Annotated in this window: 23 protein-coding genes; 7 read left to right on the top strand and 16 right to left on the bottom strand. The window is 65.6% G+C overall.

Annotated features, from left to right (window positions below; genetic code table 11):
- Positions 1–194: 194 nt before the first annotated feature.
- The 6 genes from KBW98_RS16345 to KBW98_RS16320 form a co-directional block, all read right to left on the bottom strand.
- A complete protein-coding gene (locus tag KBW98_RS16345) occupies positions 195–1,073 on the bottom strand; it encodes a hypothetical protein (protein WP_211521216.1) in 879 nt (292 codons plus the stop codon).
- Positions 1,070–1,573, bottom strand: coding sequence for a lysozyme (locus tag KBW98_RS16340; protein WP_211521215.1), 504 nt, complete (start codon positions 1,571–1,573; stop codon positions 1,070–1,072). Before KBW98_RS16340 ends, KBW98_RS16345 begins: the two co-directional genes overlap by 4 nt.
- A gap of 22 nt (positions 1,574–1,595) precedes the next feature.
- Positions 1,596–2,087, bottom strand: a complete 492-nt coding sequence (locus tag KBW98_RS16335; protein WP_211521214.1) for a type VI secretion system tube protein Hcp — start codon at positions 2,085–2,087, stop codon at positions 1,596–1,598.
- Between the two features lie 222 nt (positions 2,088–2,309).
- Complete coding sequence (locus KBW98_RS16330) at positions 2,310–3,911, bottom strand: PQQ-dependent sugar dehydrogenase (RefSeq protein ID WP_373888962.1); 1,602 nt, start codon at positions 3,909–3,911, stop codon at positions 2,310–2,312.
- A 161-nt stretch (positions 3,912–4,072) separates the two neighbouring features.
- Positions 4,073–4,984 (bottom strand): carbohydrate kinase family protein, encoded by a 912-nt coding sequence (locus KBW98_RS16325; RefSeq protein ID WP_373888961.1) that lies wholly within the window; start codon positions 4,982–4,984, stop codon positions 4,073–4,075.
- Positions 4,978–6,819: a glycoside hydrolase family 13 protein gene (locus KBW98_RS16320; protein ID WP_211521212.1), complete on the bottom strand. Its 1,842-nt coding sequence runs from the start codon at positions 6,817–6,819 to the stop codon at positions 4,978–4,980. The genes KBW98_RS16325 and KBW98_RS16320 overlap by 7 nt, the downstream gene beginning before the upstream one ends.
- Positions 6,820–7,001: 182 nt before the next feature.
- On the opposite strand from KBW98_RS16320, the gene KBW98_RS16315 reads away from it, so the two are divergent.
- On the top strand, positions 7,002–7,565 hold the full coding sequence (locus KBW98_RS16315) for a hypothetical protein (RefSeq protein ID WP_211521211.1): 564 nt from the start codon (positions 7,002–7,004) through the stop codon (positions 7,563–7,565).
- Between the two features lie 29 nt (positions 7,566–7,594).
- On the opposite strand, the gene KBW98_RS16310 is transcribed toward KBW98_RS16315, so the two are convergent.
- Positions 7,595–8,620, bottom strand: a complete 1,026-nt coding sequence (locus KBW98_RS16310; RefSeq protein ID WP_211521210.1) for an NADP-dependent oxidoreductase — start codon at positions 8,618–8,620, stop codon at positions 7,595–7,597.
- A gap of 169 nt (positions 8,621–8,789) precedes the next feature.
- Between KBW98_RS16310 and KBW98_RS16305 the strand changes: the two genes are divergently transcribed.
- Positions 8,790–9,179 (top strand): hypothetical protein, encoded by a 390-nt coding sequence (locus tag KBW98_RS16305; protein ID WP_211521209.1) that lies wholly within the window; start codon positions 8,790–8,792, stop codon positions 9,177–9,179.
- A gap of 94 nt (positions 9,180–9,273) precedes the next feature.
- Here the strand turns inward: KBW98_RS16305 and KBW98_RS16300 are convergent, their stop codons facing one another.
- From KBW98_RS16300 to KBW98_RS16275, 6 genes are all read right to left on the bottom strand, one after another.
- On the bottom strand, positions 9,274–10,380 hold the full coding sequence (locus tag KBW98_RS16300) for a ribonucleotide-diphosphate reductase subunit beta (protein ID WP_211521208.1): 1,107 nt from the start codon (positions 10,378–10,380) through the stop codon (positions 9,274–9,276).
- A 200-nt stretch (positions 10,381–10,580) separates the two neighbouring features.
- Positions 10,581–13,505 (bottom strand): ribonucleoside-diphosphate reductase subunit alpha, encoded by a 2,925-nt coding sequence (locus tag KBW98_RS16295; RefSeq protein WP_211521207.1) that lies wholly within the window; start codon positions 13,503–13,505, stop codon positions 10,581–10,583.
- A 704-nt stretch (positions 13,506–14,209) separates the two neighbouring features.
- The gene (locus KBW98_RS16290; protein ID WP_211521206.1) at positions 14,210–15,664 is read right to left on the bottom strand and encodes a sigma-54 dependent transcriptional regulator; all 1,455 of its coding nucleotides are present in this window, start codon (positions 15,662–15,664) and stop codon (positions 14,210–14,212) included.
- 18 nt (positions 15,665–15,682) lie between these two features.
- Positions 15,683–17,347, bottom strand: coding sequence for a PAS domain-containing sensor histidine kinase (locus tag KBW98_RS16285; RefSeq protein WP_211521205.1), 1,665 nt, complete (start codon positions 17,345–17,347; stop codon positions 15,683–15,685).
- Between the two features lie 8 nt (positions 17,348–17,355).
- A complete protein-coding gene (locus KBW98_RS16280) occupies positions 17,356–17,616 on the bottom strand; it encodes a PP0621 family protein (protein ID WP_211521204.1) in 261 nt (86 codons plus the stop codon).
- Complete coding sequence (locus KBW98_RS16275; RefSeq protein ID WP_211521203.1) at positions 17,613–18,422, bottom strand: inner membrane protein YpjD; 810 nt, start codon at positions 18,420–18,422, stop codon at positions 17,613–17,615. Before KBW98_RS16275 ends, KBW98_RS16280 begins: the two co-directional genes overlap by 4 nt.
- 213 nt (positions 18,423–18,635) lie before the next feature.
- On the opposite strand from KBW98_RS16275, the gene KBW98_RS16270 reads away from it, so the two are divergent.
- Genes KBW98_RS16270 through KBW98_RS16260 form a run of 3 tightly spaced genes read left to right on the top strand, consistent with a single transcriptional unit; the run spans position 18,636 to position 21,063 of the window.
- The gene (locus KBW98_RS16270; protein WP_211521202.1) at positions 18,636–19,205 is read left to right on the top strand and encodes a hypothetical protein; all 570 of its coding nucleotides are present in this window, start codon (positions 18,636–18,638) and stop codon (positions 19,203–19,205) included.
- Between the two features lie 20 nt (positions 19,206–19,225).
- Positions 19,226–20,326, top strand: coding sequence for a sensor histidine kinase (locus KBW98_RS16265; protein WP_211521201.1), 1,101 nt, complete (start codon positions 19,226–19,228; stop codon positions 20,324–20,326).
- Entirely contained in the window at positions 20,323–21,063 is a 741-nt protein-coding gene (locus KBW98_RS16260; protein ID WP_211521200.1) for a LytTR family DNA-binding domain-containing protein, read from the top strand. Before KBW98_RS16265 ends, KBW98_RS16260 begins: the two co-directional genes overlap by 4 nt.
- 8 nt (positions 21,064–21,071) lie before the next feature.
- On the opposite strand, the gene KBW98_RS16255 is transcribed toward KBW98_RS16260, so the two are convergent.
- Genes KBW98_RS16255 through KBW98_RS16245 form a run of 3 tightly spaced genes read right to left on the bottom strand, consistent with a single transcriptional unit; the run spans position 21,072 to position 23,680 of the window.
- Complete coding sequence (locus KBW98_RS16255) at positions 21,072–21,869, bottom strand: ABC transporter ATP-binding protein (RefSeq protein WP_211521199.1); 798 nt, start codon at positions 21,867–21,869, stop codon at positions 21,072–21,074.
- A 1-nt stretch (position 21,870) separates the two neighbouring features.
- Positions 21,871–22,719 carry an ABC transporter permease gene (locus KBW98_RS16250; protein ID WP_211521198.1) on the bottom strand — a complete coding sequence of 283 codons (849 nt, stop codon included), beginning with the start codon at positions 22,717–22,719 and terminating at the stop codon, positions 21,871–21,873.
- Positions 22,709–23,680 carry an ABC transporter substrate-binding protein gene (locus KBW98_RS16245; RefSeq protein ID WP_211521197.1) on the bottom strand — a complete coding sequence of 324 codons (972 nt, stop codon included), beginning with the start codon at positions 23,678–23,680 and terminating at the stop codon, positions 22,709–22,711. Before KBW98_RS16245 ends, KBW98_RS16250 begins: the two co-directional genes overlap by 11 nt.
- A 195-nt stretch (positions 23,681–23,875) precedes the next feature.
- Between KBW98_RS16245 and ffh the strand changes: the two genes are divergently transcribed.
- A complete protein-coding gene (gene ffh, locus KBW98_RS16240) occupies positions 23,876–25,243 on the top strand; it encodes a signal recognition particle protein (RefSeq protein ID WP_211521196.1) in 1,368 nt (455 codons plus the stop codon).
- 234 nt (positions 25,244–25,477) lie between these two features.
- Positions 25,478–25,852, top strand: a complete 375-nt coding sequence (locus tag KBW98_RS16235) for an SWIB/MDM2 domain-containing protein (RefSeq protein ID WP_211521195.1) — start codon at positions 25,478–25,480, stop codon at positions 25,850–25,852.
- Positions 25,853–26,069: the final 217 nt, after the last annotated feature.

Genomic DNA, 26,069 nt, shown 5'->3' with positions numbered 1-26,069 from the left:
CTGCCGGCGGGGACGCCGGACCTGGACGGATGATAGCCTTGGCGCTGCCCGGATGGCGCGAGCATGGGCGCTCGATCGCCTGCACCAGGATCAACGACGCGCACTACTAGTCTTCAACCCCGTTCAGATCCGGTTGTCGCCCCTGCCTAGATTGAGAAGTTTGACCGACTACGAGCAGTGCACGTGTACTTGGATCAGTGCCTACTCCCAGCCACAGGCTCCCCAAGCGGAATCGCAGAAAAGAACATCCCGCGCTTATCCTCGATGAGAATACGTGCTCGACCGAGCGGATAGATAGTTCCGCATTGCGTTGCAATGACCACCAACTCGTCGGGCAGGGGCAGCCTTGTCGGGTCGGAGCGCCAATCGCCGTGGAAGTAGGTAGCCTTGTCTTTCCTGCTTCGCTTGTAGGCCGGCTGTTCACAGGCATTTCCGTGATAGGAAAACTTGGTGGCGCTAATCTGAACCTGCATTCCCATCAGCATCTTTGCTTCTTTCTGGGTCAGCAGGCGGCCTTTTCCCCAAGTCACGCCGTCAATCTGCCAGATGCCGAAGATATCATCGTTCGCCCTGTGCTCTTCTTTGCCGCCGCGCGTGGATACGGGCCCGGCAGCCAGCTTGCCTCCCATGCGCGCCGCCTCATAAAAATTGCCGTCGATGGCGATGATGAGACGGTTTTCGCCGGCTGGATAGAGGAGATACAGGTCGCACTCGACTTCGACGATCGTCAGCCGCTTTCCCAGCGAAAGGGACTCCGGGCTCAAACGCCACTCTCTGAGGAAATACGCCTTCGTGTCGTCGATGCTGCGCTTGTATACAGGATGCTTGCAGCGGCTGCCGTTGAAATCGAACTCCCCAGGGCTGATCATTGCCGTCTTCCCGATGACGGCTCGGATCTGCCGTTCGCTCTTTGCCGTGATCGCGCCTTCCGGACTGACATCTTTGGTTACGCGCCACCTGCCGTAAATGTCGGTGTTCGGATCGTGAGCATCCGCCGCGCCGGCGCCAAGGCAAAGGAAAAGGAAAATCGACAGCAGAAGAATTCCGATACGCTGGGGGCGAATCGCCGTCATTGCACCGTACTCCCCGCCTTTTGCGTTGGAGCCGCCAGGAAAGGCGCACTTTCCTCAGTACGGCGGTCGATCAACCCCCGTGCGATGACCGGCACCAGCTTGCCCTTCTTGCGAACCTTGACCATCGTACTATTGCGCATCTCCAGTCCGGCCTCGTGGAACTCGCCACGGTTGATCAAGCGATAGACCGAGCGCGCACCGGTTGCCCCGCGGTTGAAGGTATAGCTCACCAATGCGTCGAACTGGGCCTGCGTAAGCGGCACCCGTACATTTCGTTCGACAGCCTTCTCTGCGTCCCGCACATTGGCCGAAAAGAGATTTGACACCATCTCTTGGGTGACCGGAGTCTTCAATTCGTCGGGCGTACATGGGTTCCTGTGGACCAGAGAGCCGTAGCCAACGGTACAGTTGCCTTTTCCTGGCCCCATATCGTCGTAATAGGCCATGATCTTCTTTTCACGATTCTGCAAGCGCAGCTTTCCGGCACTACTCATGAACATGATACCTCCAGCGACACGATGATCAAACAATCCTGTTTGCGGCAAGGTCCCATCCGCCCGCGGTGTTGCCGCCCGCTCCGCCGCCGACCCTCTGCTGGACGTACTTCCACTTAACCCTGGAAAATTTCAGACCGACGCTTTCGGCCAAGAGATCGCCGGGCTGGATCGCCGATTGCACATGGCCTATCAGCACGTTCTCCAGTTCGACTTCGAAATACTTGATCCGCGCCCCCTGCCCGTCGGCGCGCATGAACTCAAGTCTGGCTTTCGGAAGAGTTTTGCCCATTGCACAAGTCTGCATCAGCGTAGGAGACGCCAGGTCGGCGTGTTTGACGAGCGTTATTTCGTCCATCTCGGCTCGCTCGGCCGTGTGCCCTCCACCCGTCGACGCGGTGGCGCTTCTCGGCTGGGTGACACCCCATTCGACCGACATGCACTCGATCCAGCCCTGATGCTTATCGTCGCGGGATTCCCCTTTGATTCCCTCAATTTGCAGATACACGTCGATTGCCATCGCTGCCGCCCCATCACATAGTCGAATGACCGGCAGATATTGTTGCTCGATTGCGAGGACAGGAGATTGGGGCGCGTCAATACTGATCGAGCGCCGTTCAAAGGAGTGGGGAATGTGAGGGCACAATAGAATAGACCGCACGCCATTCGCCTATTCGAACGCGTCGGGAGGACAAGGCTGGCGCCATGCCGCACCCGAAGCAAGATGTACGGTCCGGATCGATCAGCGCTTCGGCGCCACGCGCCACACCACGCCGCCGGCATCATCGACCACCAGCAGCGCGCCATCCGCGCCCACTTCCACGCCCGACGGGCGCCCCCACACATCGCGGTCGCTCAGCACCATGCCGGTCATGAAGTCCTGGTACTGCCCGGTCGGCACGCCGTTCTTCATGAACACCCGCACCACCTTGTAGCCGGTGCGCACGCCGCGGTTCCACGAGCCGTGCAGCGCCACGAACACATCCCCTTCGTACTCCTTCGGGAAGGCGTGCTTCGCCCCTTTCGGCGCGTGGTACACGGCCATGCCCAGCGGCGCCGAGTGGGCCTGCAGCAGCACGTCCGGCGCGATGGTCTTGCCCTTCAGGTCGGGACGCTGGCCGGCCAGGCGCGGGTCCTCATGGTCGCCGATGTAGTACCACGGCCAGCCATAGAAGCCGCCCTGCTTCACACGTGTGACGTAATCCGGCGGCAGGTTGTCGCCCAGCGCGTCGCGCTCGTTGACGTTGCACATCAGCTCGCCCGTGGACGGATAGACCAGCATGCCGACGCAGTTGCGCAGGCCGGTGGCGTAGGTGCGGCGGTTGCGCCCGTCCGGGTCGAAGGCCATCACGGTGGCGCGGTCGGTCTCCACGCCCCAGGCCCCGCCCACGCCATGCTTGGCTTCCCATTGCGGCAAGGGTTCCGGCGGGGTGGCGCCGATCTCGGTGGCGACGTTGGTGGCCGAGCCGATCGACAGCAGCAGGGTCTTGCCGTCCTTCGAGAAGGCCAGGGTGCGGGTGGTGTGGCCGCCACTGGTGTCGCTCAGGTGCGGCACCACGACTTCCGGCGCGCCGCGCGCCTTCAGGTCGCCGCTGCGGTAGGGAAGGCGCACGATGGAATTGACGTTGGCGACGTACAGGTATTGCGGATCGGCGCCGGACGGGTAGAAGGCCATGCCGTAGGGGCGCTCCAGGCCGCTGGCGAAGACCGCGGCCGTGTCGGCCCTGGCGCCGCCCTTCGAGCGCAGCACCTTGATCTCGCCCTTGGCGGTGGCGGCCAGGAACAGGTCGCCGTTCGGCGCGCGCAGCGGCAGGCGCGGCTTGTCGCCGTCACTGGCGAACACGCCGACCGTGAAACCGGCGGGGACGACCGGCATCGAGCCGTTCGGGCGCGCCTCGACGCGCGGGCCGTTGCCGGCGCTGGCGGTGGCGAAGGGCTTGGCCAGGTCGCTCACCTTGATGTGGTGGATCGTGCCGGGCTGGTGCTCGTCCCAGGCGCCGCCACGCTCGAGCGGCGCCGCGGCGGCTTGCGCGGGCGCGGGTGCGGTGGCCTTTCCCTGCAGGCCGGCCAGGTAATCGATCAGCGCCGTGCGCGCCGCCTTGTCCGGCACGCCGACCGGCATCGTGGTGCCCGGCACGGCCTTGCCCGGGTCGAGCAGGAAGACGTCCAGCTCCGCGCGGGTCCAGGTCTTGCCGGCGGCGCCGGCCTTGCTCAATGCGGCCGAATAGTTATAGCCGGGGACGGCCGCCGCCTTGCGTCCGACCAGGCCGAACAGGCCGGGGCCGGCGCGCGAGGACAGGTTGGCGTCGACGCTGTGGCAGCTGGCGCAGTTGTTGTCGAACACGGTGCGGCCACTGAGGGATTGCGGGGCGGCGTGTGCACTAGATACCGCTACCATACTGACGAGCATTAAAGCATGCAATGGCGAAGGCTTGGCTTGCAAGGGGAGTCTCCCGATTTGAATAAATGGCAATCCACAATGATAGGCCAAGTGCGCGGCGTCCGTCAGCCGCTTGCCAGATACCGGTCCAGCTCGGACTCGCTCAGGCTACGCTCGGCCGTTCCATGGAAGGCGCAGGCAAATGCGCCGCTGATGGCGGCGGCGCGCATGCAGGCGTCGACCGGCTGGCCGGCGCACCATGCGTGCAGGAAGGCGGACGAAAAGGCATCGCCCGCGCCATTGCTGTCGACGACCGGCAGGTCGAGCCGGGCGGCGACCGTATGCCGGACCTCGTTTGTTCCGCGTTCCAGCACATAGCTGCCGTGGGCGCCCGCCGTGGCCACCACCACCCGCGCCCTCCCCTCGCGCAGGATGGCGCGCATCACCTCGAACACGCCCTCGCCCAGCGCGGCGCTACTGAGGAAGACCAGGTCGGACCGGTAGGCGAAGTCGTGGTAATAGGGATTGCGGCCGTCCCAGTCGTGCAGGTCGGTCGATACCGGCAAACCGAGCGCCTGCGCGTCGTCGTAGAGTTCGCGCGCCCAGGGCATGATGCTGAGGTGGACGTGCTCCGCCTGGCGCAAGCGCGGCAAGTAGAAGGCGCGCGGCATGCGCAGCGTATCCGGATGGCGGCCATCGTAGAGCGAGAGCCGCCGTCCATCCGGCGCAACCAGGTTGACGCTGCGCCGGGTGCCGCTGTCGTGGACCAGGTAGTCGAAATCCAGCCCACGCTCGCGGTAGCGCGCCAGCACCAGTTCGGCCTGGGGATCGGCGCCGATGTAGTCGACCAGCAGCGGACGGTGGCCCAGGGCCAGCAGCCCCAGGGCCACGCCATTGCCGGTATGCGCGACATAGTCGTACACGGCCGGCACGTGGATCGAGTCGGCCATCTCCAGCGGCAGCGCCGGCACCCGCACGATGGTGTCGATGCCGACGCCGCCCGCCACCAGTACGCGGCGGCCGTCGCCCGCTACCACTCGATCACCGCCGAGGTCATGGCCGGCAGCGCCAGCGGCGCGCCCAGGTCCACGCCCGCGCCGGTCAGCACGTTGCGCGCCTGGCGCGCGCCCCTGATGACGCCCGCGAAACGCTTCAGGTCGAGCTGGGTCGGCCCCGCGTTCTTGTTCAGCACGACCATGACGGTCTGCTTGCCGTCATGACGGAAATACACATAGGTGCCGTCGGCCGGCAGGTAGTGGGTCAGCTTGCCGTGCTTGACCGCCGAACTGGTCTTGCGCCAGTTGAACAGGGTCCGCACCAGCTGCTGCATGTCGCGCTGGCTGGCCGAGAGCCCGGCGCCGGTGAAGGCGTTGACCTTGTCGCCCGCCCAGCCACCCGGCATGTCGGCGCGCAGCACGCCGTCCTCGCGCTGCTTCGGGCTGCCGGTCAGGATCTCGGTCCCGTAGAACATCTGCGGAATGCCGCGCGTGGTCGCCATCAGGATCAGGTTGGTTTTGGCCAGGTCGACGTTGTTGTCGACCTGCGCCAGGATGCGCGGGCGGTCGTGGTTGTCCGGGAAGACCATCAGCTTCATCGGGTCGGCGTACAGGTAGTCGGCCGCTAGGATCTCGTAGATGCGGATCAGGCCCTGGCCGCTCGACTCCGGCGCGGTGAGGGCCAGCGGCGCGGTGTCGCTCAGCGGGAAGTCCATCACGGTGGGCAGTTCGGACTTGTAGCCGTCGCGGTTGAGCACGCCCTTCTGCCAATAGGCCACCATGTGTGGGCGCGCGTCCATCTCCTCGCCGACGATGTTCAGGTTCGGGTACTCGTCGAACACGGCGCGGTTCCATTCGTTCAGGAAGCTTGGGTCGGAGTAGGAATAGGTGTCTTCGCGGATGCCGGACAGGTTCGCGTATTCGATCCACCACAGGGTGTTCTGGATCAGGTAGCGCGCCACCAGTTTGTTGCGCTGGTTCAGGTCCGGCATGGTCTCGACGAACCAGCCGTCGAAGAAGCGCGCCTTCTCTTCCGGCGCCACGTGGATGTCCTGGGCCACCGTGTGCTGGTTGTTGGTCGGCTTGAAGGTGCTGCCGTGGTTGATCCAGTCCTTGGCCGGCATGTCGCGCATCCACCAGTGGCCGGTGCCGATGTGGTTGAGCACTACGTCGTGGATCAGGCCGATGCCGCGGTCGTTGGCGGCCTTCACGTAGTTGCGGAAGTCCTCGTTGCTGCCGAAGCGCGGATCGATCTTGTAGTAGTCGGTGAGCGAATAGCCGTGGTAGGAGTAAGTTGGCTGGTTGTTCTCCAGCAGCGGCGTGGGCCAGATCATCGTGAAACCGAGCTTGCCGATGTAGTCGAGCTGGGCCTGCATGCCGGCCAGGTCGCCGCCGTGGCGCACATTGGGCTGCTTGCGGTCGGCGCCTTCCAGCATGCCGGCGACGTCGTTCGACGGATCGGCGTTGGAGAAGCGGTCCGGCATGAGCAGGTAAATCGCGTCGGTGGAATCGAAGCCGCGCCGCTGCGCCGAACCGGGCCGGCGCTGTTCCAGCCGGTAGGGGTGGCTGGCCACGCTCTGCTTGCCGCGCATGAAGCGGAGGGTGAATTCACCGGGCTTGGCCGAGGGCGCGATCTTGAGGTTCACGAACAGGAAGTTCGGGTTGTCGGTGCGCTCGGTGCCGACGATGCGCACGCCGGGATAGGCTAGCTGCGGCTGCAGCTCGGCGATCCGTTCGCCGTGCACCATCAGCTGGAGCTCGGTGCGCTTCATACCGGTCCACCAGTTCAGCGGCTCCACGTGCTGGATCTGGTACGGCGCCGCCTGGGCCCACAAGGCGGTCGTCAGGGCTGAGATGAGAAAAGCGATTTTGAGCATGGCGCCTCCGTTTGTTTTATCAATATTTTGTAGCAAAGTAACATGAAATTATGGCGGAATCTACAATTTAACGCCCTGACATGTAGTAAAACTTCACATCGAATCATCGATAGTCAAAAATGCAACGATGCCCGGCGGAATCCTGTTATCGTAGGCCGTACTGCCATCTCGAGAGGGCTTGCATGGAACAGACGACGACCTTCGCCGACGCCCAGCGCGACATGCGCCATGCCTATGCCGGCGGTGCTCCCGGCATGCTCGTGTCCTCCCTCGTATGGATGGGCGCCGGGCTCGCCGCCACGGCTGGCTCCGCGCAGCAGGCGGTGCTGGCCCTGTTCGTAGGCGGGATGGCCATCCATCCGCTCGGCATGCTGCTCGCCAGACTGCTGGGAAGACCGGGCAACCATGCCAGGGGCAACCCGCTGGGAGCGCTGGCGCTGGAGAGTACGGTCTGGATGCTGTTCGGCTTCGCGCTGGCCTACAGCCTGTCGCAGTGGCGCAGCGAGCTGTTCTTCCCGGCGATGCTGCTGACCATCGGCGGCCGCTACCTCAGCTTCGCGACGGTGTATGGAATGCGGATCTACTGGGTCTGCGGCGCAGCGCTGGCCGCAGCCGGCTTCCTGCTTGCCGGGAACAAGGCGCCGATGGCGAACAGCGCCTTTGCCGGCGCCGCCATCGAACTGGCCTTCGCGGTCGCGATCTTCGCCCGGGAGCGCAGCGCATTGCGCCGCGCGCTGCCGCAGTAAAGCGCCGAGGAATCAGGCGGACGGCTGATTCAGTCCGCCACCCGGATGACCAGCTTGCCGAAATTCCGCCCTTGCAGCAGGTCGATGAAGGCTGCCGGCGCCTGTTCCAGGCCGTCGACGATGTCTTCCCGATAGCGCAGCTGGCCGTTGGCGATCCAGTTTTCCGCCTCGCGCAGGAACTCGGGACGCAGGCCGGCGAATTCGCGCTGGATGAAGCCGCGGATCAGGAGGCTCTTCTTCAGCACGTCCCGCATCATCAGCGCGAGCCGGTCCGGGCCCGGCTCGGCCTGCGGCAGTGCGTTGTACTGCGAGATCAGGCCGCACACGGGCACGCGGGCGAAGTCGTTCAGCAGCGGGAACACGGCGTCCCAGACCTTGCCGCCGACGTTCTCGAAATACACGTCGATCCCCTGCGGGCAGGCGTCCGCCAGCCTGGCGGCAAAATCGGGCGCGCGATGGTCGACGACGGCATCGAAGCCCAGCTCGTCGTGCACGAAGGCGCACTTGTCCGGCCCGCCGGCGATCCCCACGGCGCGCGCGCCGCGGATGCGCGCGATCTGTCCCACGACCGAACCGACCGCGCCGCTGGCCGCCGCCACCACCACGGTCTCGCCGGGCTGGGGCCGGCCGATTTCGCGCAATCCGGCCCAGGCGGTAAATCCCGGCATGCCCAGCACGCCCAGCGCCGTGCTGGGCGGGACCAGGGACGGGTCGAGCTTGCGCAGGTTCTCGCCGTTCGACAGCGCATAGCGCTGCCAGCCCGCATGCGACAGCACGATATCGCCCACCGCGAAGCCGCCATGGCGCGAAGCAAGCACCCGCGCCACCGTGCCGCCCTCCATCACCTCGCCGATGCCCACCGGCCTGGCGTAGGACTTCGCATCGTCCATCCGCCCGCGCATATAGGGGTCGAGCGAGAGGTAGAGGATCTCGAGCAGCAGCTCGCCGCTGCCTGGGACGGGAATGGGTTCTTCCGCGAAACGGAAATTTTCAAGCTGCGGCAGCCCCTGTGGACGGGAAGCGAGCAGGATCCGCTGGTTGAGCGTTTGGTTCATCGTCAGGCATCCTCTGGATGAGATAGAAGCGTTCATCCTACGCCGGATCCGTTTTTCTTTCCGGTGACGCCTGCAGCGCTCTAATTGACTTCGCGTCCCGGCCGCAACTGTTTGTCATGACTGCCGTTCATTGTTAGCATGGTCAACCCCTCCACAACGGAAGGGAAACGTGAACAAGAACAGACATGGCCCATCAATGAATATCCCAAACACTCTCCAAGATGTTTTTAAATGTGTTCCTACTGCCACGTCGAAGTGGATCAGGCTGGAACTCAGCGACGGTTATGTCCCCGAGGGCTTCACCAGCAAACGCATTGCAAAATGGTCGCCTGAAGGTGGTTTCGAGTTCGTCATTGGTTCGACGGCAGCTGGCCGCGCGGCGAAGCTGGACCAAACCTTCCGGAACATCCTCTTGAAAGAAGGCGTGCAAGTCAGGGAGCGGCTCTCTACCAGTGGTGACGGCACCGTCTATCCGTCGTTCGATCTCTCGGACGTCGATGATGCCGCTGCAATGCGCATTTTCGCTGCGGTGAACGACGCGGTACGCAGGGCCGCGTAGTTGCGGCTTTTGGCAAATAAGCGCTCTTTCTCGCCAAAAAAAAACGCCTGCTGGTACTAGCCAGCAGGCGTTTTATTTCAAACTGATGTGTTGATCAGTCCCAGCTCAGCGTACCGCCGGTCTGGTACTCGGTCACGCGGGTCTCGAAGAAGTTACGCTCCTTCTTCAGGTCGATCATCTCGCTCATCCACGGGAACGGGTTCTCTTCGTTCGGGAACAGCGGATCCAGGCCGATCTGCACGGCGCGGCGGTTGGCGATGAAGCGCAGGTAGCCCTTGAACATCGGAGCGTTCAGGCCCAGCACGCCGCGCGGCATGGTGTCTTCGGCGTAGCGGTATTCCAGCTCGACCGCCTTCAGGAACAGTTCCTTGATCTCGTCGCGGAAGGCCGGGGTCCAGAGCATCGGGTTTTCCATCTTGATCGTGTTGATCAGGTCGATGCCGAAGTTCACGTGCATCGACTCGTCGCGCAGGATGTACTGGTACTGCTCGGCGGCGCCAGTCATCTTGTTCTGGCGGCCCAGGGCCAGGATCTGGGTGAAGCCGACGTAGAAGAACAGGCCTTCCATCAGGCAGGCGAAGACGATGATCGACTTCAGCAGCTTCTGGTCCGCTTCCAGGGTGCCGGTCTTGAAATCGGGATCGGTCAGGACGTTGATGAACGGGATCAGGAACTGGTCCTTGTCGTGGATCGACTCGATCTCGTTATAGGCGTTGAAGATCTCGCGCTCGTCCAGGCCCAGCGACTCGACGATGTACTGGTAGGCGTGGGTATGGATCGCCTCTTCGAAGGCCTGGCGCAGCAGGTACTGGCGGCATTCCGGGGCGGTGATGTGGCGGTAGGTGCCCAGCACGATGTTGTTCGCGGCCAGCGAGTCGGCGGTCACGAAGAAGCCCAGGTTGCGCTTGACCAGGCGGCGCTCGTCTTCGCTCAGGCCGTTCGGGTTCTTCCACAGCTCGATGTCGCGCTGCATGTTCACTTCCTGCGGCATCCAGTGGTTGGCGCAGCCGGCCAGGTACTTGTCCCATGCCCACTTGTACTTGAACGGGACCAGCTGGTTCACGTCGGTCTGGCCGTTGATGATGCGCTTGTCGTCGGCGTTGACGCGTTTCGCCACTTCAGCGGCCGGTGCGGCGGCGTCGAGGGCTGCGGGTTGCTGGGCGCGCGGGGCGCTGGTCGGTTCGTCGTCCCAAGAGAGCATGTCTTTAATCCTTCTTTCGTGGCCTCCTTTGATGGCGGGGCCTTAACTATTCGTGGTGATCCGTCAGTTCCGGGTGGAACCCAAGCGCCGGCGGTATGCTGCGGACTTGGGTTCCCGCCTTCGCGGGAATGACGGTTTTGAGCTTGGTGGTACTAACGATGCGAGCGTCCAGCCAAGGCCCGCTCGCATCGTTCAAACGCTTACTGGCAGGCTTCGCACTCGTCGAAGCCGGCGTCGCCCGGACGCAGGTAGCAGGCGGCGCCTTCCACCACGTCCGCTGCCGGAGCGGCTGCCACCGGGGCCGGTGCGGCGGCCGGAGCGGCGTGGCCGGCCTGGAGGCCGCCCGAGACCGGCACGGCGTTCAGGGCGCCGGTACGGGTGGTCGACTTCTCCATGTGGGTCGCGGCGATGGTGCGCAGGTAGTAGGTGGTCTTCAGGCCGCGCAGCCATGCCAGCTTGTAGGTTTCATCCAGCTTCTTGCCCGAGGCGCCGGCCATGTAGATGTTCAGCGATTGGGCCTGGTCGATCCACTTCTGGCGGCGCGAGGCGGCTTCCACCAGCCACTTCGGCTCGACTTCGAAGGCGGTGGCGTAGATCTCGCGCAGGTCTTGCGGCACGCGGTCGATCTTGCTCAGCGAACCGTCGAAGTACTTCAGGTCGGCGATCATCACTTCATCCCACAGGTCGCGCGCCTTCAGGTCGCGCACCAGGTAGGCGTTGATCTCGGTGAATTCGCCCGACAGGTTCGACTTCACGTACAGGTTCTGGAAGGTCGGCTCGATGCAGGCCGACACGCCGATGATGTTCGAGATGGTCGCGGTCGGGGCGATCGCCACGCAGTTCGAGTTACGCATGCCGAACTGCTTGATGCGGTTGCGCACCAGGCTCCAGTCCATCGATTCGCTGGTGTCCTGCTCCAGGTAGCCGCCGCGCTCTTCCATCAGCAGCTTGATCGAGTCCTGCGGCAGGATGCCGCGGTCCCACAGCGAACCGGCGTAGGTGTCGTAGCGGCCGCGCTCTTCCGCCAGCTCGGTCGAGGCCAGGTAGGCGTAGTAGCAGACGGCTTCCATCGACTTGTCGGCGAATTCGACGGCTTTGTCCGAGGCGAACGGCACGCGCATCATGTGCAGGCAGTCCTGGTGGCCCATGATGCCCATGCCCACCGGACGGTGGCGCATGTTCGAGTTACGGGCCTTGTCGACGGCGTAGTAGTTGATGTCGATGACGTTGTCCAGCATGCGCATCGCGGTGCGGATGGTCTTCTGCAGCTTGACGTGGTCCAGGCCATCGCCCTTCATGTGCTGCGGCAGGTTCACCGAGCCCAGGTTGCAGACGGCGATCTCGTCGGCATTGGTGTTCAGGGTGATCTCGGTGCACAGGTTCGACGAGTGCACCACGCCCACGTGCTGCTGCGGCGAACGGATGTTGCACGGATCCTTGAAGGTGATCCACGGATGGCCGGTCTCGAACAGCATCGACAGCATCTTGCGCCACAGGTCGAGCGCTTCGATCTTCTTGAACACGGTCATTTCGCCGCGCTCGGCCTTGGCTTCGTACGCCACGTAGGCGGCTTCGAAGGCCTTGCCGGTCAGGTCGTGCAGGTCCGGGGTTTCCGACGGCGAGAACAGGGTCCAGCTGCCCTTTTCCATCACGCGCTTCATGAACAGGTCCGGGATCCAGTTCGCGGTGTTCATGTCGTGGGTGCGGCGGCGGTCGTCGCCGGTGTTCTTGCGCAGGTCGAGGAATTCCTCGATGTCCAGGTGCCAGGTTTCCAGGTAGGCGCAGACCGCGCCCTTGCGCTTGCCGCCCTGGTTGACCGCCACGGCGGTGTCGTTGACCACTTTCAGGAACGGGACCACGCCCTGCGAACGGCCGTTGGTGCCCTTGATGCGCGAACCCAGCGCGCGGACCGGGGTCCAGTCGTTGCCCAGGCCGCCGGCGAACTTCGACAGCAGCGCGTTTTCCTTGATGGCGTCGTAGATGCCTTCCAGGTCGTCGCCGACGGTGGTCAGGTAGCAGGACGACAGCTGCGAGCGGCGGGTGCCCGAGTTGAACAGGGTCGGGGTCGAGCTCATGAAGTCGAAGGACGACAGCAGGTTGTAGAACTCGATGGCGCGCGCTTCGCGGTCGGCTTCGCGCAGGGCCAGGCCCATCGCGACGCGCATGTAGAAGGCCTGCGGCATCTCGATGCGGGTGTCGCGCACGTGCAGGAAGTAGCGGTCGTACAGGGTCTGCAGGCCGATGTAGCCGAACTGCAGGTCACGGTCGGCGACCAGGGCCTTGGCCAGGCGCTCGAGGTCGTACTTGCCCAGCTCTTCGTCCAGCAGCTCGTTCTCGATGCCCTTGGCGATGTATTGCGGGAAGTAGGTGATGTATTCGGCGGCGGCGGCGGCTTGCGCGACTTCCTTGCCGAAGACTTCCTTGCGGATGGTGTGCAGCAGGATGCGGGCGGTCACCTGGCTGTAGGCCGGGTCCTTTTCCATCAGGGCGCGGGCGGCCAGGATGGCGGACTTGTGCAGTTCCTCGACCGGCACGCCGTCGTACAGGTTCTTCATGGTCTCGGCGACGATGGCGTCGGCGTCGACATGCTTTTCCAGGCCGGCGCAGGCGGCGTTGATCAGGCTCGAGACCGCGTTCAGGTCCAGCGGACGGCGCTCGCCGCCGTCGACCACGTGGATCTGCGGGGCCACCACGGCGGTGCCGCCGGCGGCTTCCTTGGCGGCGCGGCGCTCTTCCATGCGCTTGGCGCGGTACAGCACGTATTCGCGCGCGACATCGTGTTCGCCCGAACGCATCAGCGACAGCTCGACCTGGTCCTGCACGTCTTCGATGTGGAAGGTGCCGCCGTTCGGCTGGCGGCGCACCAGCGCGGCCACGACGTTATTGGTCAGCTGTTCCACCAGCTCGCGGATGCGGGCCGAGACGGCGCCCTGCCCGCCGGCGACGGCGAGGAAGGCCTTGGTCATCGCGACCGAGATCTTGTGCGGCTCGAACGCGACCACGGCGCCATTGCGGCGGATGACACGGTAATCACCGCGCGCGACGATGTCGGCGGGCGTAGCGCCGGTCGACGTCGTTCCTGGGGTGACGTGCGGGTTGATCGAGATGTCTTGTGCTGTTTGCATTGAGCCTCCAGGATGGCAGCCGGTGCCGCCAAATTGTTATCGCTGGACCGTCGTGCGGTCGTTGACAAAATTAAAAGCAAAACGATACCCCGCCAGCCGGAAGCCTAAGCTGGCAAACCAGATATGCAGGGTCGGAATACGTTGGTGATTCGTGTCGGAAGCCGAGCTTGCCGACTACCGGTGTAGGTCTAGTTTCTTGCTGTCTACTACCACTAGATCTAGTGTCCGGCCTTGAGATGAGACTAATTGTAGTACCTCGTTTGCGATAAGGGCAAGTAAATAAATTCTCAATATTTGAGCTGAATCGTTGTGCGGAGTCTTGACTTTTGCAGCCTGCCGAACGATGCGGAATGCGCGGTGAGCGAGCACTAACATCGGATTTTTCGGCTGCTTATTAGGTAATCAGAACTGGGCATTATTGCACTATGGAAGTGCAGTTTGCATCATGTTAATTGCTTGGCCGTCAAGGTGTGATCTTGCCGCCAGCCCTAAATGTAGGGTGGACGTTGAGGCGAGATCCGCCACGTCGGCTGTACTTACGCTGACGATCACCGCGTGGGCGGGAGACCCGCCCACCCTACAGCCGGCGCTATCTATATAGTAGGGTTGGCGGCTCCGCCGCCGACGCGTCGATGGCTGGCGGATGCCGGATCGCGCCCGGATGGGCACACGGCACGTATCACCGCGTCGGCGGCGATATGGAATCAATCCTCCGGCGCACTGATCTCCAGCTTCTGCATCTGGTAGCGCAACTGCCGCACGCTGATCCCCAGCAGGCTGGCCGCCTGCGTGCGGTTGAACTGGGTCTGCTGCAAGGCGCGCTGGATGATGTCGCGCTCCACCTGCTCCAGGTAGGCCGGCAAGTTCGACGGCAGCTCCCCCGGTCCCGGGTGCACCGGCGCCGCTGCCGGGATCGGCGCGGCCGCAGGCATGGGCGGCGCAGGTTCCGGCGTCGCCGGCACCGCCGGCGCGACCGCGGGCGCCACGGGTTCGCGCACCGCGGGATCGCCCGGCCGCGCCGCCTTCAGCGACAAGTCCCCTACTTCGATCACGCCGTCGTTGGCGAAGGCCAGCGCCCGCTCCAGCACGTTCTCCAGTTCGCGCACGTTGCCGGGGAAGGAATAGGCGCGCAGGGCGTCCAGCACGCCCGGGCCGAGCGAGGCCTTGCCCGGCCCGGCCAGCTTGGTGAGGATGGCCTCGGCCAGCACCGGCAAATCCTCCAGCCGCTCGCGCAGCGGCGGCAGCGCCAGCTCGATCACGTTCAGGCGGTAGAACAAGTCCTGCCTGAACTTGCCGGTCTCGACGCAGCGCGCCAGGTCCTGGTGGGTGGCGCTGACGATGCGCACGTCGACAGGTTCCTCGGCCGTGGCGCCGATCTTGCGCACGCGCCGTTCCTGGATCGCGCGCAGCAGCTTGACCTGCATCGCCAGCGGCAGGTCGGCCACCTCGTCCAGCATCAGGGTGCCGCCGTCGGCCGCCTGGAAGAAGCCTTCGCGCTCGTCCGCCGCGCCGGTGAAGGCGCCCTTGCGGTAGCCGAAGAACTCCGCTTCCATCAGGGTCTCGGGAATCGCGCCGCAGTTCACGGCCACGAAGGGCTTGGCGGCGCGCGAGCTTTGCGCGTGGATCTCGCGTGCGGCGAGTTCCTTGCCCGCGCCCGATTCGCCGGTGATCGAGACCGGCGCGTTGGAGCGCGCCAGGCGCGCGATCTGGGCGCGCAGCGACTGCATGGCGGCCGAGCTGCCGATCAGGCGCGAGGTCCCGGCGCCGGTGTCCGGCTGCCCGGTTCCACCCTCGGACACCTTCAGCGCCGAGCGCACCATCAGGCGCAGCGCGTCGAGGGCCACCGGCTTGGCGATATAGTCGAAGGCGCCGGCCTTGAGCGCCACCACCGCGTTCTCGGCGCTGCCGAAGGCGGTGATGACGGCCACCGGCGTGCCCTTGCCGGAAGCGCCGATCTCGCGCACCAGTTCGATTCCGAGGCCGTCGGGCAGGCGCATGTCGGTCAGCACCAGGGCGTAGTCGTGCTCGTCGAACAGGTTGCGCGCCTGGCGCAGGGTAGCGGCGCTGTCGACGTCCAGGCCCATCTTGAGCAAGGTGATCTCGAGCAGCTCGCGCAGGTCGGCTTCGTCGTCGACGACCAGGATGCGTGGTGCGCTCATGCCGGCCTCCCTTGCCCGTCAGCCGGCTGGCGGCTGGATGAAGCTGATGACGAAGCGGCCGCTGGCCTTGCGCGGGCCCATCGCCGACTGGTCGAACCGGTATTCATAATCGAGTTTCGCATCGTTGTTCAGGCACAGCTCGCGCGCCAGGTAGAGTCCCAGGCCGGTGCCCTTGCTCGAGGTGGTGTAGAAGGGCTCGAACAGGTGCGCCCGCACTTCGGGCGTGATGCCGGGACCGTCGTCCTGCACGTGCAGCTCGGGGCGCCCGGCCGCGTCAGTGGACGGGAAGATCCGGATGCTGCCCGGCTTGCGGCTGGCGTAGCGCACCGCGTTGTTCAAGAGGTTGAGCAGCACTTCGTGCAGGTGCAGCGGGTCGAAGCGCACCGTGGCGTCGCCGGCATCGCCCAGCCAGACTATATCACCGTCCAGCCCATGGATTTCGCAGAATTCGGCCTTCAGCTCGGCCAGGAAAGCGGCCAGCGGCACCGGTTCGCTGTGCGGCTGGGCCTTGCGCGACAGCTGCAGGATGTCCTCGACCATGCGGTTCACGCGCGCCACGTTGTCGCTGACGATCTTCAGCAGGCGCACCTCGGCCGGGCCGTGCAGGTCCTCGGCCAGCAGCGCGGTGGCGTGGCCGATGGCCGACAGCGGATTGCGCACCTCGTGGGCGATGCTGGCGGTCAGGCGCCCCATCGAGGCCAGTTTCAGTTGCTGCGCCTGGTTTTCGATGGCGCTCACGTCCTGCATGAAGATCACGCTGCGCCCGCCCGACTGGGCGCCGGTATCGACGCGCGCGAAACGCAGCTTGAGGTGGGCGGGCTGGTCGCGCCGGCCGCGCACGGCGGCGCTTGCTCCGCTCTCCTGCCAGGGCTTGATGGTGACGAAGGCCGCTTCCTCGCTGGGCGCCGCGCGCCAGGCGGCGAAGGCCTGGGCCACCGGTTCGAAGGCGGGGGCATCCAGCAGGCGGAAGCCCTCGGCCTCGGATTCCAGGCCCAGCATGCGCCGCGCCGCCGGGTTGCCGGTATAGACGCGGCCGTCGTCGTCGAGCACCAGGATGCCGTCGCCGACGTCGGCGATCACGATCTGGTTGATGGCCTGCTGGATGCGCAGGTCGGTGCCGCGCTGGGCCGCCAGTTCCTCCTGCCCCAGCAGGCGCGCCGCCAGCCGGTTCAGGATCAGCACGCAGGCAAAGAAGGCGGCGCCGTACATCCCGGCCTGCATCAGCGGCGGATCGCGGTCGCTGATGAAGAGCTGCCAGGCGCTTTCCAGCAGCAGGAAGATGGCGGCCACCGAGGCGGAAAACAGCGCCAGCAGCAGCGGCGCCAGGATGGCGGCGCCGGCCAGCGGGAACAAATAGAGGATGCCCAGGCCGCTGCGCATGCCGCCCGCGGCCAGGTAGAGCAGCGAGATGACCGCCAGGTCGGTGGCGATCTGGACGCCCAGCTGGATGATGAAGCGGCGCCGCCAGCGCGCGGCCACGACCGCGAACAGGATGGCGGCGGCGGCATACGCGAAGCAGGTTTCGGCATTGACCGGATCGGTATTGATGCTGCCGCTCTGGAGGTCGAAGCCCAGATACAGCAGCAGCACCAGCGCGATGACGATGCGCGTCACCGTGAAGGTCTGGAGCGAGCGCCACAGGGTGACGCGCGCCTCCGCGGATAGCGCCTTCCAGGCGGCCATCGGCGGGCTTACCGGGGCGGCAGGCGCACGTGGCCTGGCGAGCAGTAATCGTGGCCGTCGGCGCGCACGGCTTCGGAAGCCGGGAAGTACATGCCGCAGTGGGCGCACTGGGTCATGGCTTCGATCTCGCCGGCGTGGTTGGGGGTCGGGCGCTGCTGCTGTTGCTGCTGCGCCTCCATCTGGCCGCGGCGCACGGCGGCGCGCAGCTTGCCGCGGATGGCGAAGACCACCAGCACAATCAGGGCGATCCAGAACAGGATGCGGGTCATGCCACCCCCCGGTGCAGGACGACTTCCAGCACGAAGCGGCTGCCGACATAGGCCAGCGCCAGGGTGGCGAAGCCGGCCAGGGTGAAGCGCAAGGCGGTCTTGCCGCGCCAGCCCTGCCATTTGCGGCCGGCCAGCAGCGCCGCGAACAGCGCCCAGGACAGCAGCGCGAACACGCTCTTGTGGTCGAGCAGCAGCGGGCGGCCGAAGACCTGCTCCGAGAACACGAAGCCCGACAGCACGGTGAGGCTGAGCAGCACGAAACCGATCCAGATCACGCGGAACAGGAGTTTTTCCATGGTCAGCAGGGCCGGCAGCTGGTCGAGCGCAGAGCCGAGCCAGCCGGAGCCGGGGCTGGCGGGACGGGTGTGCAGGCGGGCTTCCTGCAGCGCCATCAAGACGGCGTGGAAGGCGGCGATGGTGAGCGTGCTGTAGGCCAGCACGGCGACCGCGATGTGCCAGCCGAAGGCGGCCGGCCGGCCGGCCAGCGGCATCAGGCTGCCCGGGAACAGCACCGGCAGCAGGCAGGCGCCGAAGGCGAAGGGCATGACCAGGCGGCGCAGGCCGTCGAGGGCGAAGTTGCGGTTTTCCACCCAGTAGGCCAGGACGGAAATCCACAGCGCCGAGGAAAGCATCACGGCGAAACCGACGCGCAAGCCGCCCGGCAGCACCACGTCGAGGCCGAGCGCCGCGCCGTGCACCAGCCAGGCGATCGCGGTCACCGCCGAAATGGCAGCGCCCTGGCGCGACGGCAGCAGGGCGCAGACCGCGTATAGCAGGGCCGCGGCGAAAAATAGGGTGTTCTGCATAATATGTCAGTCTACACCATCGGGAATCGTCGGGGGCAAGGCCCGCTAGCGCACGGCGCTGCGGTATCATCGCCGGATGGACGCCCCTGCCCGCTCGTTCCGCCACCGCTTCGCTCAGGCGCGATTTTGCCGCATTCGTCGCAGGCGTCCCACGTACGCTCCTTTTTCTCCCACAGTACAGCTTCCAACCGAGCTTACCGAAAGGAGAAAACCATGAAACCCATTGCAGTCCTATTCGCCTGCGCCCTGGCCCTGGGCGCCTATGCGCTCAACGCCAGTTCCAACCCCGGCCTGCCCGAGGGGTGGTCGCTCGGGGGCGAGGCCCCCAAGCTCTACCACGCGGATGTCGATACCGCGGACAGCCTATCCGGAAAGGGCGCCATGTTGCTGGTCCGCACCGACACCAGCCACCCCTACGGCAGCGCCTGGCTAGCGCAGCGGATCGCGGGCGAGCCCTACGCCGGCAAGCGGGTGCGCGTGACCATGCGTGTCCGCTTCCAGGACATCGAGCCGATGGAAGGCAAGATCTATATTGGGGCCGATGGCGGCGCCAGCCTGCAGGGCCTGCGCTTCAGCCGGGACTGGACGGTCTATGAATCCATCCTCACCCTGCCGGCCGACGTGAAGCAGCTCGATGTGGGCGTCGGCCTGAAAGGGCCCGGCAGCGCCAGGGTGGACGGCATCGCTCTCCAAGTACTGGGCGACGCGCCGCCGGGGCAGCGCGGCCTGAACATCGAACAAAGCGTTTTGCGCCCGGCCGTCCGGGACGAGGAATTTCAGTGAATCCCAGGATGGCGCGCCGGATGAGCTTCCTGCTCCGCCCGCGTACGGAGGAAGCGGACGCACTGCCGGCGGGCCCGCTCGCCGTCCTGTCCCGCGTCGCCGGCGCCGACCGCGGCGTTCCCTGGCCGGGACTGGCCTGCGCCGCCGCGCTTTCCGTGGCGAGCTGGTTTCTCGCCACGCCCCTACTGGCCAAGCTGATGGCGGCACTGCTGGCGCCCGTGCTTGCCACGTGGTGTACAGCCTCGTGCGCCGCATGGCTGGCGCGGCGTTTCGCGCCCGCCGGGCGCTACTGGATCGTGTGCTGGGCCTGGGCCATCCTTGCCCTGCTGCTAGGCGTCGCCGGCGCGGCCGCGGTGCATGCGTATGCGATGACGCCGCGCGAGCTGATCGTCTTCGCCCGGCGCGACATGCTGGTCCTGGCGCTGCTGGTATGGTGCTGCGTGCTGGCCCTGCCCCTGGCGCTCCTGCAGCGTCAGGCGTATCGCAGCGAAGTGGCTGCCCTACGCCTGTCCGCCCTGGGAGCGGAACTCAAGGCGCTGCAGGCCCAGGTCGAACCTCACTTCCTATACAACACGCTGGCCAACACCCGCTACCTGGCGCGCCACCAGCCGGAGCGCGCCGTGGAGATGCTCGACCACCTGATCGCCTACCTGCACCAGGCCTTGCCCGACATGCGCTCGCGCACCAGCACAGTGGACCGCGAATGCGCGCTGGCCGGCCACTATCTGGCGCTGATGGCGATCCGGTTTGGCGAACGCCTTCGCTATACGGTCGACGTGGCCGAGGATGCGCGCGACGCCGAAATGCCGCCGCTGCTGCTGATATCGCTGGTCGAGAACGCCGTTCGCCACGGCGTCGAGCCGACTCCCGGAGCGGCTTCCGTCAGCATACGCGCGGTGCGCAAAGGCGGACAGCTTCGGCTGACCGTGGCCGATGACGGCCCCGGGCCGGGCGCTCGGAGCCCGGTCGGCCATGGCGTGGGCCTGCGCAATGCGCGCGAGCGCCTGCGCGCACTGTACGGCGAAGCGGCCTCCCTGGAACTGGAACGCGGCCCGGACCAGCTCACGCGCGCCGAACTGGTGCTGCCTGCGCGGGGTGCGCCATCCGAAAGACTGCCATGACCGCTCCCCGCATCCTCATCGCCGACGACGAACCGCTGCTCCAGGCCGATCTGGCCGAAGCTCTGGCCCGGCTTTGGCCAGAGGCGCAGGTCGTGGCAATGGCGGGCGACGGTGTGGAAGCGATCCGCCTGGCCCATGCCACCATGCCCGATGCGGCCTTCCTGGATATCCGCATGCCCGGCCTGTCCGGCCTTGAAGTGGCGCGCACCTTCAGCCACCGGACCCATGTGGTCTTCGTCACCGCCCATGAAGAGCATGCATTGGCCGCCTTCGACGAGGGCGCACTCGACTACGTGCTGAAACCCATCGATCCGGCACGGCTGGCGCGCGCCATCGAGCGCCTGCGCGGACGCCTGCACCTGCCCCCGCCCGACCTCGGCCACGCTTTGCGCGGGCTAGCCCCGCAGGCCACGCTGCCTTCGTGGATCCAGGCCTCGGTAGGCAGTACCATCCATTTCATCGACCTGGCCGACGTGGTCTATTTCTGCTCGGAGCTGAAGTACACCCGCGTGGTGACCGACCAGCTGGAAGCCCACATCCGCACGCCGCTGCGCGAATTGGCCGAGACGCTGGAAGCCTGCGGCTTCTGGCAGATCCACCGCAGCCATCTGGTCAACGTTAAGCGGATCGCCTCGGTGCGGCGCGACGAAGACGGCGCAATGTGGCTCCAGCTGCGCGGCATGGACACGCGCCTGCCGGTCAGCCAGCGCTACCAGGCTCGCTTCAGGGGGATGTGAGCGCGGCCTCAATCGACTGCGGCCATCCTCAGCTCAGCCAGGTGATGCCGCTGCTGCTCTTCCATCACCAGCATCCCCAGCTCGCGCTTGAGTGCATTGAAGGCCGGGTCGGCCGGGTCGCGCACCCGCGGCAGCTCGACCAGCACATCGCGCTTCACCGTTCCCGGCCGGTAGCTCATCACGACGATGCGGTCGGCCAGGTAGATCGCCTCCTCGATGCTGTGGGTGACGAACAGGATCGTCTTCTTCAGCTCGGCCCAGATGCGCAGCAGCTCGTCCTGCAGGTTGCGCCGGGTGAGCGCGTCGAGCGCGCCGAAGGGCTCGTCCATGAGCATGATCGGCGAATCCAGGGCCAGCACGCGCGCGATCGCCGCCCGCTGGCGCATGCCGCCCGACAGGTCCTTGGGATAGCGCTGGCGGAAGTCGAGCAACGACAGCATGCCCAGCAGCCGCTCGACCGTCGCCGCCGCCTCGGCCCTGGGCACGCCCTTGATCTCCAGGCCGAAGCCGACGTTCTGCGCCACCGTCATCCAGGGAAACAGCGCGTATTCCTGGAACACCATGCCGCGCTGCGGCCCCGGCGCGCTCACCGGCAGCCCGTCGACCGTGATCGCGCCGCTGCTGGGCGGGGCGAAGCCGGCGACGGCGTTCAGCAGGGTCGACTTGCCGCAGCCGGAAGGCCCCAGCAGGCAGGTGAACTGCCCGCGCGGGATCTCCAGGTGGATGTCCTGCAGCGCGACCACTTCGCGGCCTTCGCTGGCGAAGACCTTGTTCACGCCCTCGATGCAAATGTGCGGTGCGCCCATGTCAGTGCTCCAGGCCGCGGTGCCAGCGCAGCATATGCTTGTTCAATCGATCGATGGCGACGTCGATCGCCAGGCCGAGCAGGCCGATGCTGATCATGCCGGCGATGATCTTGTCGGACCAGAAGTACTCGCGCGCTTCCAGGATGCGGAAGCCCAGGCCGCTGTTCACGGCGATCATCTCGGCCACGATGACGACGATGAATGCGGTGCCGATGCCGATCCGCACGCCCGCCAGGATGGTGGGCACGGCCGCCGGCAGGATCACGCGCACGAACAGGGTGGCCCCGCCCGCGCCCAGGTTGCGCGCGGCGCGCAGGTAGATGCCGTCCACCTGGCGCACCCCGGCGATGGTGTTCATCAGGACCGGGAAGAAGGCGCCGATCGCGATCAGGAACACGGCCGGCGGATTGCCCAGCCCGAACCACAGGATCGCCAGCGGGATGTAGGCGATGGGCGGAATCGGGCGCAGCAGCTGGACCAGGGGATTCATCCAGGCATACACGGCGCTGCTGGCGCCCATCGCCAGCCCGAGCGGCAGCGCCAGGCCGGCGCCGATGGCGAAGCCCGCCACTACCCGGTACAGGCTGTTGGCGGTGTCCACCACCAGCTCGCCCGACAATGCCCAGGCGATCCAGCCGGCCTGCCCATCGTAGGCATCGAGCGGCAGCAGGTAGGCGATCCACTTGCGCGCCACGTCGAGCGGCGCCGGCAGCACCTGCGGATTGACCAGGCCGGCCTGGGCCACCGCATGCCAGAGCGCGATGGCCAGCACCGGCGCCACCAGGCCGGCGCCGGTCTCCTTCCAGCCGCGTGCGCTGGTCCTGGCCTGGCGGCGGCGTTCAATGCGCATGCTGGTTCCTCCGGGCCGCGGCCAGCAAATCGAGCCTCACCCAGTCCGCCGCCAGCGGCGGGCGCGCCATGCGTCCCACCCCGGTCTTCATCATGATGTCGGTCGTGACCTGGATGTGCTCCGGCGTGATGTCGAGAGAATAGGGCGAATTGGCGATCGCGTCGCGGAAGTCCTCGGCCGTGATCTGGTTCTTGAAGATGGTCTCGCGCACGTACTTCTCGGCCTGGTCCGGGTGCGCGATGAAGGTGCTGGTGGCCTGGACGAAGCAGCGCATGAACTTCTCGGCCAGCGGGCGGCGCTCGCGGTAGAACTTCTCCGTCATCACCAGGGTGCGCACCGGTTCGCCGATCGGGGTGCCGTAGGGCTTGAGCATCTCCACACCGAAGCCCTTGTTGATGGCCTGCGAGGACTGCGGCTCGGACTGCATCATGGCGTCGATCTGCTTGCCGAGCAGCGCCTGGTTCAGGTCGGGATAGGACAGGTAGACCAGCTGCACGTCCTTGCCCGGCGCGCTGTCGGCCTTCAAGCCATGGCGCGCCAGTTCCGCCATCAGGAGCACTTCCTGGATCGCGCCGCGCGTCACGCCCACCCGCCTGCCCTTGAGCTGGGCCACGCTTTTGATATTCAGCTCGGGCCGCGCCACCAGGCGCGCCCCGCCCTTGGCGAAGCCGGCCACCACCAGTACCGGCGCGCCCCCGGCCCGGCCCTGGATCGCGGCTTCCGAGGCGGTGCTGCCGACATCGAGTTCGCCTGCAATGATGGCCTGCATCACGTCCAGGCCTTTCGGGAATACCCGCTCCTCGACCTTGATGCCGCAGCGCGGGGCGATTTCCTTGATATACGAGATGGCGCCGAAGTGGGCCAGCTTGAGGTTGCCAAGGCGGACCACGTCCTGGGCCTGGACGCTGCCTGCCGCCAGCAGGGCGAATGCCACGAAGGTCTTGCGCAACACGTTTGTCATGCGGTTCTCCGATCTGCTCCAAGTGCTCAACGGATGATCAGGGTGCATGATGATGATGCAGGGAAACTTGTGTTGCGACAACAAATTGGGGATTTGCCGGAAAAATGCGCCCCCTCCCCTTCTGGCGCGAACGGCGGGGGCTGACGCAAGGTAAAATGGCGGTTTGAGTCAACCGCCTTATTTATATAGGTAACCATGCTAGATAATCTGACCCAACGCCTTGCCAAGGTCGTCAAGACGATGCGCGGCGAGGCCCGCCTGACCGAAGCGAACACCGCCGAGATGCTGCGCGAAGTGCGCATGGCCTTGCTCGAGGCGGACGTGGCGCTGCCGGCGGTGCGCGAATTCATCGCCAAAGTGAAGGAAAAAGCCCTGGGCGAGGAAGTCATCGGCTCGCTCAGCCCTGGCCAGGCGCTGGTGGGCGTGGTGCAGCGCGAGCTGGCCGCCCTGATGGGCGCCGACCTCGGCCCGGACGCCACCCAGCTCTCCTTCGCCCAGCAGCCGCCCGCGATCATCCTGATGGCCGGCCTGCAGGGTGTCGGTAAGACCACCACCGTCGGCAAGCTGGCCAAGTACCTGAAGGAGCAGAAAAAGAAGAAGGTGCTGACCGTCTCCGCCGACGTCTACCGTCCGGCCGCGATCGCCCAGCTGGAGTCCGTCACCAAGCAGGTCGGCGCCGACTTCTTCCCGACCACCGCCAGCGACAAGCCGGTCGACATCGCGCGCAACGCGCTGGACTGGGCCAAGAAGCACTACCACGACGTCCTGATCATCGACACCGCCGGCCGCCTGGGCATCGACGAGGCGATGATGCAGGAGATCGCCGCGGTGCACGGCGCCGTCAAGCCGGTCGAGACCCTGTTCGTGGTCGACGCCATGCTCGGCCAGGATGCGATCAACACCGCCAAGGCCTTCAACGACGCCCTGCCCCTGACCGGCATCGTGCTGACCAAGCTCGATGGCGACTCGCGCGGCGGCGCGGCGCTGTCGGTGCGCCACGTGACCGGCAAGCCGATCAAGTTCGCCGGCGTGTCCGAGAAGCTGGACGGCCTGGAAGCCTTCGATCCGGCGCGCATGGCCAACCGCGTGCTGGGCATGGGCGACATCCTGGCGCTGGTCGAGGAAGCGCGCAAGGGCGTGGACGCCGAAGCGGCGGCCGAACTGGCGAACAAGATCAAGGTCGGCGGCCGCTTCGACATGAACGACTTCAAGGCCCAGCTGACCCAGATGAAGAAAATGGGCGGCATGTCCGGCCTGCTCGACAAGCTGCCGGCCCAGTTCCAGCAAGCCGCGGCGGGCGCCAACATGGACCAGGCCGAGAAGCAGGTGCGGCGCATGGTCGGCATCATCGACTCGATGACGCCGGCGGAACGCGCCAAGCCCGAGCTGATCAAGGCCAACCGCAAGCGCCGCATCGCCGCCGGCGCGGGCGTGCAGGTCCAGGAAGTGAACCGCATGCTGACCCAGTACGATCAGATGCAGACCATGATGAAGAAGCTCAAAGGTGGCGGCCTGATGAAGATGATGCGCGGGATGAAGGGCATGATGCCCGGCATGCGCTAAGCGTCGGCCGCGTCGAACGGACCGTGTACGGCACTGGCTGTACACGGTTTTTTTACGTCTTTTGTCAGCGCTTTGCGCTTCTTATGCGTTGGTGGGTGCGATGGCGCGCATTTTGACCCTTGTCAGAGTGAAAAAATGTCGAAAAAGACTTGCATGAACAGTAAAACGCCACCAATATAAGCCGTGCGTTAAATTGCGCAACTTTCCAATGTGTCCGTTTTAGGAGGCTCGAAGATGGCAACAGCCAAAAAATCCACTGCAGCGCCAGCCAAGAAAGCCGCTGCCAAGCCGGCTGCAGCGGCCAAGCCCGCAGCAAAGAAGGCAGCAGCTCCAGCAGCAGCCAAGCCGGCCGCGGCCCGCAAGCCGAATGCCGCTTTCATGAAAGAGATGACTCCGTCGTCGACCCTGGCCGCCGTCGTGGGCGACAAGCCGCTGCCACGTACCGAAGTGACCAAGAAAGTCTGGGACTACATCAAGTCCAAGGACCTGCAGGACGCATCGAACCGCCGCATGATCAACGCCGACGACAAGCTGAAGGCTGTCTTCGGTGGCAAGGCCCAGGTCTCGATGTTCGAGATGACCAAGCTGATTTCGGATCACTTGAAATAAGCGCTGGCTGGCTGTCCAGCACTGTACGAGCAAGAAGGCCCCGGTTTGAATGCCGGGGCTTTTTGTTTTGGGGTGGTGGTGGCTCAACGAAACTTGGGTTCCCGCCTTCGCGGGGAGTCATTATCGCCAGTGGCGGGAATGACGTAATAGAGAGCGTGTCCGAAGTTGCTGCGCTGGCTTTCCCGCTCACTGGATCAACGTCATCCCCGCGCAGGCG

It is taken from the genome of Massilia sp. ST3, assembly GCF_018119405.1.
Taxonomy (GTDB): domain Bacteria; phylum Pseudomonadota; class Gammaproteobacteria; order Burkholderiales; family Burkholderiaceae_D; genus Telluria.
This window is presented reverse-complemented; position numbering and strand designations above follow the sequence as displayed.

Excerpts from the sequence above, each read along its gene's own strand:
- KBW98_RS16310 (WP_211521210.1), bottom strand. The coding sequence starts at position 8,620 with ATGAACCAAACGCTCAACCAGCGGATCCTGCTCGCTTCCCGTCCACAG.
- KBW98_RS16260 (WP_211521200.1), top strand. The coding sequence starts at position 20,323 with ATGACCGCTCCCCGCATCCTCATCGCCGACGACGAACCGCTGCTCCAG.
- KBW98_RS16320 (WP_211521212.1), bottom strand. The coding sequence starts at position 6,819 with ATGCTCAAAATCGCTTTTCTCATCTCAGCCCTGACGACCGCCTTGTGG.
- KBW98_RS16295 (WP_211521207.1), bottom strand. The coding sequence starts at position 13,505 with ATGCAAACAGCACAAGACATCTCGATCAACCCGCACGTCACCCCAGGA.
- ffh (WP_211521196.1), top strand. The coding sequence starts at position 23,876 with ATGCTAGATAATCTGACCCAACGCCTTGCCAAGGTCGTCAAGACGATG.
- KBW98_RS16290 (WP_211521206.1), bottom strand. The coding sequence starts at position 15,664 with ATGAGCGCACCACGCATCCTGGTCGTCGACGACGAAGCCGACCTGCGC.
- KBW98_RS16270 (WP_211521202.1), top strand. The coding sequence starts at position 18,636 with ATGAAACCCATTGCAGTCCTATTCGCCTGCGCCCTGGCCCTGGGCGCC.
- KBW98_RS16335 (WP_211521214.1), bottom strand. The coding sequence starts at position 2,087 with ATGGCAATCGACGTGTATCTGCAAATTGAGGGAATCAAAGGGGAATCC.
- KBW98_RS16300 (WP_211521208.1), bottom strand. The coding sequence starts at position 10,380 with ATGCTCTCTTGGGACGACGAACCGACCAGCGCCCCGCGCGCCCAGCAA.
- KBW98_RS16255 (WP_211521199.1), bottom strand. The coding sequence starts at position 21,869 with ATGGGCGCACCGCACATTTGCATCGAGGGCGTGAACAAGGTCTTCGCC.
- KBW98_RS16285 (WP_211521205.1), bottom strand. The coding sequence starts at position 17,347 with ATGGCCGCCTGGAAGGCGCTATCCGCGGAGGCGCGCGTCACCCTGTGG.
- KBW98_RS16265 (WP_211521201.1), top strand. The coding sequence starts at position 19,226 with ATGAGCTTCCTGCTCCGCCCGCGTACGGAGGAAGCGGACGCACTGCCG.
- KBW98_RS16250 (WP_211521198.1), bottom strand. The coding sequence starts at position 22,719 with ATGCGCATTGAACGCCGCCGCCAGGCCAGGACCAGCGCACGCGGCTGG.
- KBW98_RS16245 (WP_211521197.1), bottom strand. The coding sequence starts at position 23,680 with ATGACAAACGTGTTGCGCAAGACCTTCGTGGCATTCGCCCTGCTGGCG.
- KBW98_RS16345 (WP_211521216.1), bottom strand. The coding sequence starts at position 1,073 with ATGACGGCGATTCGCCCCCAGCGTATCGGAATTCTTCTGCTGTCGATT.
- KBW98_RS16275 (WP_211521203.1), bottom strand. The coding sequence starts at position 18,422 with ATGCAGAACACCCTATTTTTCGCCGCGGCCCTGCTATACGCGGTCTGC.
- KBW98_RS16340 (WP_211521215.1), bottom strand. The coding sequence starts at position 1,573 with ATGTTCATGAGTAGTGCCGGAAAGCTGCGCTTGCAGAATCGTGAAAAG.
- KBW98_RS16280 (WP_211521204.1), bottom strand. The coding sequence starts at position 17,616 with ATGACCCGCATCCTGTTCTGGATCGCCCTGATTGTGCTGGTGGTCTTC.
- KBW98_RS16235 (WP_211521195.1), top strand. The coding sequence starts at position 25,478 with ATGGCAACAGCCAAAAAATCCACTGCAGCGCCAGCCAAGAAAGCCGCT.
- KBW98_RS16315 (WP_211521211.1), top strand. The coding sequence starts at position 7,002 with ATGGAACAGACGACGACCTTCGCCGACGCCCAGCGCGACATGCGCCAT.